The 12,398-nt window shown below is 66.5% G+C and carries 13 protein-coding genes; 7 read left to right on the top strand and 6 right to left on the bottom strand.

Annotated features, from left to right (window positions below; all coding sequences use genetic code 11):
* The first annotated feature begins 16 nt into the window (after window positions 1-16).
* Entirely contained in the window at window positions 17-1,174 is a 1,158-nt protein-coding gene (locus tag B4U45_RS14775) for a Zn-dependent alcohol dehydrogenase (protein ID WP_075545990.1), read from the top strand.
* Window positions 1,175-1,521: 347 nt separating this feature from the next.
* Here the strand turns inward: B4U45_RS14775 and B4U45_RS14770 are convergent, their stop codons facing one another.
* Entirely contained in the window at window positions 1,522-2,148 is a 627-nt protein-coding gene (locus B4U45_RS14770) for a TetR/AcrR family transcriptional regulator (protein ID WP_075546006.1), read from the bottom strand.
* 149 nt (window positions 2,149-2,297) lie between these two features.
* Between B4U45_RS14770 and B4U45_RS14765 the strand changes: the two genes are divergently transcribed.
* The 3 genes from B4U45_RS14765 to B4U45_RS14755 all read left to right on the top strand — a co-directional run bounded on the left by B4U45_RS14765 (window position 2,298) and on the right by B4U45_RS14755 (window position 4,949).
* The gene (locus B4U45_RS14765; RefSeq protein ID WP_075545989.1) at window positions 2,298-2,957 is read left to right on the top strand and encodes a TetR/AcrR family transcriptional regulator; all 660 of its coding nucleotides are present in this window, start codon (window positions 2,298-2,300) and stop codon (window positions 2,955-2,957) included.
* A complete protein-coding gene (locus tag B4U45_RS14760) occupies window positions 2,957-3,934 on the top strand; it encodes an LLM class flavin-dependent oxidoreductase (protein WP_075545988.1) in 978 nt (325 codons plus the stop codon). Before B4U45_RS14765 ends, B4U45_RS14760 begins: the two co-directional genes overlap by 1 nt.
* 208 nt (window positions 3,935-4,142) lie before the next feature.
* Window positions 4,143-4,949, top strand: coding sequence for a polysaccharide deacetylase family protein (locus B4U45_RS14755; RefSeq protein ID WP_075546005.1), 807 nt, complete (start codon window positions 4,143-4,145; stop codon window positions 4,947-4,949).
* Between the two features lie 36 nt (window positions 4,950-4,985).
* Here the strand turns inward: B4U45_RS14755 and B4U45_RS14750 are convergent, their stop codons facing one another.
* The 4 genes from B4U45_RS14750 to B4U45_RS14735 form a co-directional block, all read right to left on the bottom strand.
* Window positions 4,986-6,176, bottom strand: coding sequence for a PPE family protein (locus B4U45_RS14750; protein ID WP_083155217.1), 1,191 nt, complete (start codon window positions 6,174-6,176; stop codon window positions 4,986-4,988).
* 220 nt (window positions 6,177-6,396) lie between these two features.
* Window positions 6,397-7,569, bottom strand: a complete 1,173-nt coding sequence (locus B4U45_RS14745) for a CaiB/BaiF CoA transferase family protein (protein ID WP_075546003.1) — start codon at window positions 7,567-7,569, stop codon at window positions 6,397-6,399.
* The gene (locus tag B4U45_RS14740) at window positions 7,569-8,156 is read right to left on the bottom strand and encodes a UGSC family (seleno)protein (RefSeq protein ID WP_075545987.1); all 588 of its coding nucleotides are present in this window, start codon (window positions 8,154-8,156) and stop codon (window positions 7,569-7,571) included. Before B4U45_RS14740 ends, B4U45_RS14745 begins: the two co-directional genes overlap by 1 nt.
* 42 nt (window positions 8,157-8,198) lie before the next feature.
* Entirely contained in the window at window positions 8,199-9,311 is a 1,113-nt protein-coding gene (locus B4U45_RS14735; RefSeq protein WP_075545986.1) for a hypothetical protein, read from the bottom strand.
* A gap of 111 nt (window positions 9,312-9,422) precedes the next feature.
* On the opposite strand from B4U45_RS14735, the gene B4U45_RS14730 reads away from it, so the two are divergent.
* Window positions 9,423-10,373 (top strand): LysR family transcriptional regulator, encoded by a 951-nt coding sequence (locus B4U45_RS14730; RefSeq protein WP_075545985.1) that lies wholly within the window; start codon window positions 9,423-9,425, stop codon window positions 10,371-10,373.
* Here B4U45_RS14730 and B4U45_RS14725 read toward each other — a convergent pair.
* Window positions 10,370-10,975, bottom strand: coding sequence for a TetR/AcrR family transcriptional regulator (locus B4U45_RS14725; RefSeq protein WP_219859423.1), 606 nt, complete (start codon window positions 10,973-10,975; stop codon window positions 10,370-10,372). The two genes, B4U45_RS14730 and B4U45_RS14725, sit on opposite strands and share 4 nt — an antisense overlap.
* A gap of 65 nt (window positions 10,976-11,040) precedes the next feature.
* On the opposite strand from B4U45_RS14725, the gene B4U45_RS14720 reads away from it, so the two are divergent.
* Window positions 11,041-11,871 carry an alpha/beta fold hydrolase gene (locus B4U45_RS14720; protein ID WP_219859422.1) on the top strand — a complete coding sequence of 277 codons (831 nt, stop codon included), beginning with the start codon at window positions 11,041-11,043 and terminating at the stop codon, window positions 11,869-11,871.
* Window positions 11,872-11,983: 112 nt separating this feature from the next.
* Complete coding sequence (locus tag B4U45_RS14715) at window positions 11,984-12,364, top strand: hypothetical protein (RefSeq protein ID WP_075545982.1); 381 nt, start codon at window positions 11,984-11,986, stop codon at window positions 12,362-12,364.
* Window positions 12,365-12,398: the final 34 nt, after the last annotated feature.

The raw sequence follows: 12,398 nt of genomic DNA, 5'->3' as shown, positions 1-12,398 counted from the left end.
TGGATGCGAGGGATCCATGAGAAGCCGCGCCGCCATTCTCTACGAGTACGGCCGCCCGTGGACGGTCGAAGAGTTCGACCTGGATCCGCCCCATTCCGGCGAAGTCCTAGTGCGTCTCGCGGCCACCGGGTTGTGCCACTCCGACGAGCACATCCGCCAGGGCAGGCTGGCTCCCCCGGCAGAAACGCTGCGTTCCCTGGGACTTCCGGCGATGTCGCCGACCATCGGCGGACACGAAGGCTCGGGCGTCGTGGTCGAAGTCGGCGAGGGAGTCCGGCGCTTCGCGCCCGGCGACCATGTGGTGACGTCGTTCGTCGCCGTGTGCGGTCAGTGCCGATGGTGTGCCTGCGGCATGGAATACCTGTGTGACACCGGAGCCGGGACGCTCGCACCCGGCATGCCGACCGACGGCACATTTCGGCACCACACCATCGACGGGCGAAACCTCGGACACATCTCCAAGATCGGGGCGTTTGCCCAACACACCGTTGTGTCGGCTGATTCTCTGGTCAAGATCGATCCCGGCTTTCCGTTGGTGCCCGCCGCGCTGCTGGCATGCGCGGTTCCGACCGGATACGGTTCGGCGGCCCGTCGCGCCGGGGTGCGCGGTGGGGACACCGTGGTGGTGATCGGCGCCGGCGGAATCGGCACCGCGGCCATCCAGGGCGCGCGGATCAGCGGCGCCGCCCGCATCGTTGCCGTCGATCCCGTCGAATTCAAGCGCACTTCCGCGCCGACATTCGGGGCCACCCACGCGGTGGCGACCGCGCCCGAAGCACTGGAGTTGGTGCGCGAACTAACCCGCGGCGTGATGGCCGACGCCGTCGTCGTCTCCCCCGCGATGATAGAAGCGGCCGACGTCGACGCGGCGCTGAAGCTCACCCGAAAGGGCGGCACCTGCGTGCTCACCGGCCTGCCAGCACCGAAGACATCCTCGGTCGACGTCGCGTTGCAGGAATTTATCTTGATGAATAAGACGTTGTGCGGCACGGTATTCGGCTCGTGCAATCCCAAGAGCGACATTCCCCTGCTGGCCACGTTGTACGAGTCCGGGCGACTGCTCCTCGATGAAATGATCACCAAGCGCTACGCGCTAGCCGAAATCAACGACGCCTACGCCGATCTCGCCGCCGGTGAGCTGATCCGCGGAGTCATCGACTTCGACCTGGGCTGAGTCGGGCTCGGTCCCGCGTTGCCCAACGGGCAGGGGGTGGTTCAATCAAGAGTGCCCGCCTGTCGGCTCGAGTCGGGCGACGGCCGTCATCTATCGACTCACATGCTCACCGGGTCGGATGCTGCCGTGCTGTCGTATCGAGCGTGCTGGCGAATCGAGCGTGCGGTGACGGCTTTCAGCGTGCACGCAGGGCGGGGATTTTGCGGCGCTCGGGCCGCCACGCGACACGCTCGGCGCCCACAGCTCACACTCGCCGCCATGGCGGCACACTCGACGCCAGCGAGACGGCATCTCCGGCAATCACGATGACGGGCCACGTCTGTCCAGGCCACGTCGGTACGAAGCGGCTACGAGCGGTCGAACAGCGCGCCTCTGACCAATACCTTGGCCGAGCTCAGCGCCGCCTGGTACTCCTTAGGCGGCAGGGTGGCGGCCAACTCGGTCAACCCGTAGATGAGGGCATAGATCGCCTCCACCGTGGCCCGCGCATCGGGATCGGCGAGTTCGCCGCGCTGATGGGCGTCTGCGACGATGCCCTCGATGATCTCGCGGAACGTCGTGAATCCGCGATCACCCACTTCGGCGGCCGTGGGCCAATCGGACCTCACGATGTTTCCCGCCCGGATCGCCCACTCGAAGGCGGCCAAATCCGGGTATTCACGCATCAATTGGCCGCATTCGTCGAGCACTGCTTCGATCCGCTCGATGACGTCGCCCGGGCCTTGCGCCGCCTTTCGCAGCCGCGGCATAGCGGCCTCGGCCCTGGCCGCGATCGTCGCCTTGATCAGGTCCGACTTGTTCGGAAAGTAGTTGTACAAGCTGGCACTGGTCATATCGGCCGCTCGGGCGATCTCGCGGATGGTCGTCTGGGAGTAGCCGACCTCGGCCACGCACCGCATCGTCGCGACGATGATGCGCTGGCGGGTCTCCTCGCCGCTGGCGCCGACGGGGCGGCCAAGATGTGCCCGGGTCATGGTCGGCGTCTTCCTCATTGGCAGGTTTGCCCGCCGTGGCGGGCGGCGTGGTTCGACACGGTCGAATATATTCGACTGATCAATTAGTTCCGGCGTCCGCGCTGGCGGACGCCGGGTGACCGACAGACCAACGGAGGACGCCGCGCTGCATGACCGTTAGCTCTTCTGCGTCGCGGTCTCAATTGGGCCGTCCGGTGGGCGCACACGGTGAGCAGACTCGGCAACGGATCATCGCCGCGACCATGCGCTGCGTGGCCGAGGTCGGCTACTCCCAGACGACCATCCGCGAGATCGCCCGAGCGGCCGACATGACCAGCGGCAGCTTGTATCACTATTTCCCCAGCAAGTCCGAGCTGCTCAACGCGACCGGCGAGGAGATCGAGCAGATCGTGTTACCTAGGCTGCGCGCGGCCGCAGCCCAGTCCGACGACGCCGTCGACCGACTCGATGCGGTGCTGGATGAGTCGACACGGCTGATTCACGACTACCCACACCTGGCGGCGTTCCTGCGGGCCGTCCGCATCGAAAGCAATGCCCGGTCGTCGCGCGAAGGTCCGAAGTATCCGGGATCCAAGGCGCTGCGCGATGTCGTCACCGATATCGTCGCGGACGCGCACCGGCACGGTGTGCTGTCCCCGGACACGGGCCCGACCGGAGCCGTGGAAGCCATCTGCGCGTTGACGCGCGGCCTGTCCGAGCAGGCAGCCACCTTGGCGCCGGAGGCATACAAGGCCACGCTGGGGTCGGCAAAGAGACTGATCCGGGGCACGTTGTTCGCGGCGGCCGGCCGCCCGGTCGGCGGGCAGTGATGAGTCTGCTCACCGCACTACGGCTGAACATGACCAATATCGCCGATCCCGCGGGCCGGCACACCGGTCGCTATCAGGCCGCGCTGGAGATGGCCGAGTTCGCCGATACCCACGGCTTCACCGCGGTCAGCGGCGAGGAACATCATCTGTCCAGGACCGGTTGGCTTCCGTCGCCGCTGATCCTGGCCGCTGCGGTCGCCGGGCGCACCCGCAGCGTGCGGATCAGCATCAATGCCCTCATCGTCCCGCTCTACGATCCGATTCGGCTCGCCGAGGATATCGCCGTGCTGGACAACCTGGCCCGAGGTCGCTTCAGCTTTGTGGCCGGAATGGGTTACCGGCCTGAGGAATACCACGCCGCCGGCAAGGACTGGTCACGGCGCGGCGCATTGATGGATCGCTGTCTGTCGGTGATGCTCCAGGCGTGGAGCGACGAGCCCTTCGAATATCAGGGCGCACTCATCAACGTCACGCCAAAGCCGCATACCCGCCCCCATCCGATCGTCTTCGTCGGCGGTATGACGGGTGCGGCGGCCAGGAGAGCCGCGCGCTTCGGGCTGCCGTTCTCGCCGCCGATGGCGATGCCCGAACTTGCGGCGGTGTATCAGCGGGAGCTGCGCAACCAGGGCAAACAGGGCTTTGTCTATCACCCCGAAAACGGCAGTACCGTCACCCTGCTGCACCCCGACCCGGACGAGGCGTGGTCCCGTTATGGCAGTTACATCATGTGTGAGACCGCCGAATACAGCGCCTGGAAGCGGTCGGGCGTGCCCCGGCCCAATGAGCAGCCGGCCGGCTCGGTCGAGGAGCTGCGCGGCCTGAACAACGTCGAGATTCTTACTCCTGACCAGTTGATCGGCCAGATTCGCAGCGGCCGAAAGGAAGTCGTGATGAACCCACTCGTCGGCGGACTTCCGCTCGATGCCGGCTGGGCCAGCCTGCAGCTGCTGACTGATGAGGTCTTGCCCCAGGTCTGACGGGGCGCGATGGCGTGCTCCAGATAACAGAATGCCGACCCTGCCGCGTTCAACACGACATATCGATGCTGGTAATGGTACGGTTCGCTGCTGTGGTGGCTCCGTTCTTGCTTATCGGCTTCCCCATCGGCATCCCCGATGTGGGCATGCCCGGTTCGCCACCTGCCCGGTTGCGCGGGCGTTCGATTGCGACCGTCACATGTCAGAGCTGAATCGTCGCCACTTCCTGGGGTCGCTCGCCGCCGCAACGGTCGTCGGCGTGGGCGCGGCCCGGTGCATGGTCGCGCCGCAGCCGCGCACCTTCGCGCAGACCCCGGTGGCCGCCACGCCGACTTCCGGCCCGACCGTCGCGGGTTTGTTGCCACCGCCACCGCCGAGTGCGCGCATCCGGTTGCCCGGCGGCGGCGTATTGAGCCAGCTTCCCGGTGACGGCGACTTGCTTGCGCTGACGGTCGACGACGGCGTCAATACCGAGGTGGTGCGCGCCTACACGCAGTTCGCCAAGGACACCGGCGTGCGGTTGACGTTCTTCGTCAACGGAACATACGACTCCTGGACCGACAACATGGCGCTGCTGCGGCCGCTCGTCGAATCCGGGCAGATCCAGCTCGGTAATCACACCTGGTCGCACCCGGATCTGACGACGCTGCCGAAAAGCGAGATCGCTCAACAGCTCACCCGTAACGACGAATTCCTGAAGAAGACGTACGGCATTGGCGCGAAACCGTATTGGCGCCCGCCGTATGCAAAGCACAATGCCGCTGTTGACGCGGTGGCGGCCGAGCTGGGCTATACGGTCCCGGTGCTGTGGTCGGGCTCGCTGTCGGATTCGACGTTGATCACCGAGGAATACATCGTCAAAATGGCCGATCAGTATTTCATCCCACAGGCCATCGTTATCGGCCACCTCAACCATCTACCGGTGACCCACGTCTATCCGCAGCTCGTCGAGATCATCCGCGCCCGCGATCTTCGTACCGTCACCTTCAACGACGTATTCCTAAGAACCCCGTAGTCGTCCCGCGCGTAATGCGTTGCCACCGAAAGTGTTTCAGCTAGCCGGGTAACCGGCCGCGCCGACACCCGGCACATCCCAGGTGGCCGGCAGCATCGGAGCCCGAGCGCCGAACCCGTCATCGACCGCGTGCGAGGCATAGTGAGTCAACCCTGCGGGCGACGAAGAAGCGACCGTGCCGTGAGTCCCGGCAAATCCCGACGTTCCGGTGCCGGGGACTACCACCGAGACCGATGCACCAGACGCGCCCGGTGCCAATCCGGCCAGCGCGCCGAGTTGGGGTATCGCCGCGGCCGGTGTGGCAACCGCCCCGACCGCCGGGAAGGCGCCCAGGCCCGCCGCGGAACCGATAGCCGGGAGCATGCCGGCCGACAGGCCGAACGGAAGCGCAATCGACCCGCCGGTTGCGCCGGCGATGACCGTGCCCAACATCGGCCACGTCTGAAAAGCCTGGTAGGCCAACGAGTAAAGCATCGGGGCCCATTTCAGGAAGACGGCGAACGGATCGACGAGCAAGTCATTGATCTTGTTCACCACCGGGTGCACCATCAACATGACCGCCTCGTGAAAACCCCAGGTGTCGGCAGAGGTGCACACCTGGCACAGTTCCCACACCCGCGTCAGGTCCATGATTACTGCCTCGAGCAGGTGCCAAGGGACCCCCAGCGCCGCGGACGCGGCAGCTTCGGCGCCCGAAACGACATCGGGTTTGACCACCGCCGGGGCGGGGGTGGAGGACGGTACCGAGGCCAACGCCGTACCAGCGACTGCCTCATAGACGCACATCGTGGTCGCGGCTTGGATCCACATGCGCACATAGTCGGCTTCGTTGAGCGCAATCGGGATCGTGTTGATGCCAAAGAAGTTCGTCGCCACCAGCACCGCGTGCATGGCGTGGTTGCCGGCCAACTCGGTCGGTGTCGGCATCGCATCCAGGGCGCTGGCGTAGGCCGCCGCCGCCACCTCGTGCTGAGCAGCCCGCCGCGCACTGTCCGCGCTCGTCTCGGCCAACCAGGCAAGGTAGGGCAGATGAGCGTCCGCGGCCCGCTGGCCGCTGCGGCCCTGCCACGCGCCGGCTTCGACCATCTCCAACACCGCAGCGAGTTCCTCTGCAACCGACGCATATTCGTCGCTCAACGCTGTCCACGCCGCGGCGGCCTCGTGCAGCGGACCGGGACCGGCCCCGCCGCTGAGCAACGCCGAATGCACCTCTGGCGGCGTCGCCATCCAGACCTGCGCAGCACAAACCACTCCCGATGTCACCGCGCAGACTCTCCGATCCCGTGTCGACGGCAGGCACCCGGTCAACGACCGGAGCAACCGATTACCTCCGCGGGACTTTAAATCCGACCGAACATAACTGTTGCGGAATCCCGGGTTACGAAAGTGTGTCTACACGCCGTGAGTAGTCTGTGAGTCAGTTGTCCGGTAGCTGAGTTGCAGGTGATCACGCGGTCTTGCGTCGTTGCCTCAGGCGGGCCACCCAGGCACGGATGTCATTGCTGTGTTCGCCGAGGCGCGGCGCCCTGGTTCGGTAGGTCACCGGTGTGGCGGATAACGTGATCGGGCTGGCCACCTGGCGACCGAGTGCGTCGCCGTCCTCGGTAGTGCGGATCGGGTGCAGGCCCAGCCGCTCGGCCAGGGCAACGGCTTCGGCGATGTTGTTGACGGCGCCGGCGGGAATTCCCCGTGCCGAGAGCGTTTTCGTCCAATGCTCGGCCGATTCGGTTGCCAACGCGCGTTCCAGGTGCGCGCGCAACAGTGCGCGGTTGCGCACCCGCGATTCGTTGGTGGCCAATCGCGGGTCTCGGGCCAGGCCGGAGATACCCAGCGCTTCGCAGAGCCGGCCGAATTGCCTGTCGTTGCCGACGGCGAGCACGATCGTCCGGTCGCCGGTCGGGTAGCTGTCGTAGGGCGCGATGCTGGCGTGTCCGTTGCCCATTGCCCGCGGAATCTGTTCGGCCAGAACAAAACCCGCCGACTGGTTGGCCAGCGCAGCCAACAGTGCCGACATCAGATTGATCTCGACGTGTTGGCCACACCCGGACCGGTCCCGCTCGCGCAACGCCGCCAGGATGCCGACCGTCGCAAACAGGCCCGCCAGGACGTCCACCAGAGCGGCGCCGACCTTGGTCGGGCTGTCGGCGTCGGCCCCGGTGATGCTCATCAACCCGCCGAGCGCCTGGACCAGCAGGTCGTAGCCGGCCAGTTCGCGTCCCCCCGCGGTCCCGAACGCCGAGATGCTGCAGTACACCAGAGCCGGGTTCGCCGCCCGAACCTCGGGCTCGTCCAGGCCGAAGCGCGCCATGGTGCCCGGGCGAAAGTTCTCCACCAGCACGTCGGCGCGTTCGGCTAAGGCCCTGGCTACCCGCAGGTCCTCGGCCTCGCGCAGGTCGAGCACGATGCTGCGTTTGTTGCGGTTGACGCTCAAGTAGTAGGCGCTTTGGTCCGCGACGAACGGCGGACCCCAGGCCCTGGTGTCGTCGCCGCCGGGTGGTTCGATCTTGACGATCTCGGCACCCAGGTCGCCGAGGGTCATCGTGCAGAACGGTCCGGCCAGCACCCGGGAGAAGTCGGCCACCAGCAGTGATGAAAGCGGCTGTGTTGCAGTGCCATTCATCATGTTCCGACCGGCCCGAACACCGCCGTCACCGTGCCGTTACGGCGCGGAACCGGAGTGACACCGAACCAGATCCGCAGGGCTTGCGGAGCGACCTCGGCGGCGCGATTCTCGAGTTGGTCGAGGGTCAGGCTGCTGATCGGATGGGTGGCGACCGCAGGCTCCAGGCCCGCCATGCCGCGCGATTCACGCTGCAACTGGGCCTCGCGCTCGAACTCGGTTGTCACGATGACCACTGTCGGCACCCCCGCCTGTTCCAGCCGCACGGCATCGTTGACGCACGCCGAGCAGCATGAGCCGCAGTCGCCGATCGCGGTGAGCGCGATGTCGTTTTCCGCCGCGATCCGCCGGATCAATTCAGGGTCGGCATCCGAGGAGAAATGGCGTTTGTCGTAGTAGGTGACCGAGGCGAACGTCAGCCCGGCGCTTGTCAATTCGCGCACGGTGGCCCGCAAGAGTTTGGCGGCGTTCCATTTGGTGTTGCTCAGCACTCCCAGGCGCAGCCCGACGACCCGGTTGGGTCGAGGGGCCATGGGGATGGCTGACACCTCGATCATGCCGCAGGGGTCATAGGCAAAGTCAGTCATCGGGGTTCTCCTTCGTCGAGTTCGTCGAGGTCGTCGGGAGTTTCACAGGCGGCACGAGCCGTCGGAGCACTCGAGGTCGCGTCCGCTTGCGGTGGAGCCAACGACGTCGTCCTCGACGGCGCGCAGCACCGGGGTGGTCGCGGTGCTCCAGCCGGGCAGGAAGGCCGAAAACCGGCCCGCGGATCCGCCCGCGACCAACAGGTGAATGTCGTCGGGGGTGAACACGATCGGCACCCGCCGGCCCGACTCGCGCGGATACCACTTCGGCAGGTTGCGGTTGTAGGTGCGCGCGCCCGAGGTTGCGTAGCGGTTGCCGTAACTCACGTCGTCCCAGTCGTTGGTGCCGTTGAGCCACAGGTAGCGACGGACGTCGTCGCGGGTCCAGCCGAACGAGGCGATGGTGTGCGCGTGCTCCACTCCGATGACCACGGTGCAGGAGCCGCCGAGCACCGCGTTGTTGTGTGCGATGGTGCTCATCGCCGAGGCGATGGAGTCCAGAATCCCTTGCGGGTCATCGGAGATGTGATTGGTGACGCTGTGCGGGGCTTCGGCCCCGATCACCAGAACGGTGCTGTCATTCGGGGCATAACCGTGCTCGACGTGATAGGGAGCCCACGGGCTGGCCGCTTCGTTTTCGGCGATGCAGAACGTGTACTTGCCGGGGTGGCCGAGGGTGCTCTTGTCCAGCTCACCGGGAATGCCGCCGCCGACCGTGAGCATGACCAGGCGGATCGCGCGGCCGATGGTGGCGTTGGCGCGGTTACCCGAACCGAATACGTTTCCGCCGGAGTTCATTCCGATTCGGCGGGCGATCGGTCCGTTGACCACGATTAGCGGCGAGACGACGTGCGTGGTGGCCTGAATGCCGTTGAGGTTGAACCGTGCATCGGTCAGCGCCAGCACGGCGGCGCGGACGACGGGGGCGTACTCGGGTTTGCATCCGGCCATCACCATGTTGACGGCCAGCAGTTCCCGGGTCAGGCTGCCCCATCGCGGCGGGATGCGCGCCACCAGTTCCTCGGGCGGCCCGCCCAATACGTCCAGCACCGCGGTGACGCGCTCGGGTGTCGGCGGAACCACCGGCAGCCCGTCGCTCCAGGGCTGGTTGAAGTAGTACTCGACGAGATCGCGTTCGTCGGTGAGCACGGCGGTCATGCGGTTGCCTTCCTGGTCTGGGCCTGGTCTGGGGCGCTTTCGAGACCACGCTAAGACCGCCGCATCTTCATCGTCCAAGACATGTTGAGACAGGCAATATATCCTCAACATATGGCAGACCCGGAGTTGCGCTTGCTGCGTTACTTCGCGACGGTCGCCGAGGAACGACACTTCGGCCGGGCCGCCGAGCGACTTCACATCGCCCAGCCGCCACTGAGTCAGCAGATCCAAAAGCTGGAACGCCAACTGGGAGTGGCGCTCATCGATCGCTCCCGCCGCCCGATCGAGCTCACCGACGCCGGCCACGCCCTGCTCGCGGAAGCCACGCTGGCGCTCACCCACGCCGAGCGCGCCTTTGCCGCGGCGCGCCGGGCCGGCACCGGCCAGCTCGGCCACCTTCATGTCGGCGCGCTGCAGGCAGCGGTGGACGGCGTGTTGGCGTACGTGATGCGCGCACATCGCCGCCGCTATCCCGACGTCAAACTCGAAGTCGCCGAACTCGACACCGCTGAGCAGACGGCGCGGCTGCTGGCACACCGTATCGACGTCGGCTTTGTGCGCGGACCGGTTGACGAGCCGTCGTTGACCATCCAGACCCTGCTCGACGACCCGCTGGCCGCGGTCGTCTGCGAGGACCACCCACTCGCCGGACACCGGCGTCTTGCCCCGTCACTGCTGGCGGACCAGCCGATGATCCTGTGGACCAGAGGTGCGGCGGCCACCACCTACGCCGACGTCATCGAGCTGTTCCGGATGCACCACATCGAGCCGCCGATCGCCGACGAAGTCGCGCGGATTCAGACGATCCTCGCACTGGTGGCATCCGGTGCCGGAAGCGCCTTATTGCCAACGTCTTTCATCAACCTCAGCCGTAAGGGGGTGCGGTTCATCCCGCTGCACGGCCCGCTGCCGTATCGCCCGCTGGCCCTGGCATGGCGTACCGCCAACCAATCACCCAGTGTGCGTTGCTTTCTCGACGTCGCCGTGGCGGAGACGCCGCGATACCTCGAAGACCTCGGCTGGCACTATCCACAACTCGCCACCGAATCGGCGCAAACCTAGTCCTGCAGCAGCCCGTCGATGAGCCGTCGCAGCACCTGCCCGATCTCGTGGCGGGCGCGTTGTTGATCCTCGGCGGTGGCGATCGCCATGGCCGCCTCGTCGAGGGCACCGATCATCACCGTTGCCAGCGGTCGCACCGGTAGCGCAGCCAACTGGCCGGCCCGGATGGCCTCGGTGAGCAACTGTTCGGTCATCCCCAGGCTGTACCGCTGGGCGACGTCACGGAAGGCGCTCCACCCCAGCACGGCGGGGGCATCCAGCAAGATCAGCTGTCGCACCTCGGGGGCGCCGGACACGTCGAGCCAGGCCTCGACCGCGGCGCGGATCCCATCGGCGGGCGTGCTCGCTCCCCACGCCGCGACCAGGGGGGCCATCCGGGCCCTCACATCCTGTTCGACCGCCTCCACTACGTCGCGGAATAGCGCTGCCTTGTCGGCGAATTGGTGATACATCGCACCGCGGGTGACTCCCGCCTGGGTGGCGATCTCCGGCGTTCCCACCTCCGCGTAACCCCGCGCGCCCCACAGCGTGCGGGCGGCCGAGATCAGCGCCTCGCGGGTGGCCGCGGAACGCTCTTCCTGAGTCCGCCTCTTGATTTCCATACAACCTGTCGGTAACTTACGAACAGACAGCCCGTTTGTAAGTATGTCGGTGTGAGGAGTCAACCATGTCGACGATCGACATTAGTGCCGGGACCATCCATTACGAAGCAACCGGACCCGCCAACGGCCGGCCCGTCGTGTTCGTGCACGGCTACATGATGGGCGGGCAGCTATGGCGGCAAGTCGCCGAACGGCTTGCCGGTCGGGGTCTGCGCTGCTTGGCGCCGACCTGGCCGCTCGGGGCGCATCCGGAACCACTGCGCGCCGGCGCGGACCGATCCATCAGCGGTGTCGCCGGGATCGTCGCCGAATTCCTTGCCGCCCTCGACCTAGAGGATGTGGTGCTGGTTGGCAACGACACCGGCGGGGGGGTCACCCAACTCGCCGCGGTGCACCATCGCGAGCGAGTCGGCGCTCTGGTGCTCACCAGTTGCGATGCGTTCGAACACTTTCCGCCACCCATCCTCAAGCCGGTGATCCTCGCGGCCAAGTCCAAGCCGCTGTTCCGGGCCGCTATCCAGACCATGCGGGCACCGGCGGCACGCCGGCGCGCCTACGACGACCTGGCGTACGCCGACATCGACGAACTGACCCGGGCCTGGGTGCGGCCGGCGTTATCCAATCCGCGGGTTGCCGAAGACCTGCGCCACTTCTCGCTGTCGCTGCGCACAGAGGTCACCACCGGCGTCGCCGCCCGGTTGCCCGAGTTCGACAAGCCGGCGCTGATCGCCTGGTCGGCCGACGATACATTCTTTGCCCGCGAGGACGGTGAACGCCTGGCCGCGACCATTCCGAACGCCCGCTTCGAGTTGATCGAGGGGGCGCGGACATTCTCGATGGTGGACCGGCCAGATCGGCTCGCCGATCTGCTGTCCACGGTGGCCGTACGCACCTAGCGCGCACCCGGGCCCACTCGTCACCGCCCACCGAACGATCCGGACGAGCTTCGCCGAAAAAGTTGGCGCGGCAGCCCCGATACAGCACTAAGGCGGCATAGAATTCCGCCTTGTGACGACCCCGTCGAACCCCTGGGGCGACGAACGACGGAGACTCTCGCATCAGCTTCCGATGCGCGATCACTTTTTCGGCCGTCACCAGGCACGTCGGCTCAGCCGCCGCTTCGCCCGGGTGGGCGTCGAAATTCCACCGGGACGGCTACGGGAAATGCTGGCCGGCATGCCGGTCTCAGACGACGAAATGACAAGTGTCAGTTTCGCATTGATCGCCATCCGGTTAAACCACGAAAACCGAGTCGCCAAGATGCGACGCCTGCAGCGCTGTTGCCGGCGGGCGTTGATCTCGGTCGGCTTGGCCATCGTCGCGTTGAACTTCCTGCTCTGCATCGGCTACCTCTTCCTGACGTTGACCCAGCACGCGTCGTCGTGGTGAATCACCGCCGCAGCCGTCGCCCGTCGAGCCACCC

The sequence above is a fragment of the Mycobacterium persicum genome, from assembly GCF_002086915.1.
Taxonomy (GTDB): domain Bacteria; phylum Actinomycetota; class Actinomycetes; order Mycobacteriales; family Mycobacteriaceae; genus Mycobacterium; species Mycobacterium persicum.
The sequence above is the reverse complement of the archived record's forward strand: the minus strand, read 5'-3'. Positions and strand labels throughout refer to the sequence as shown.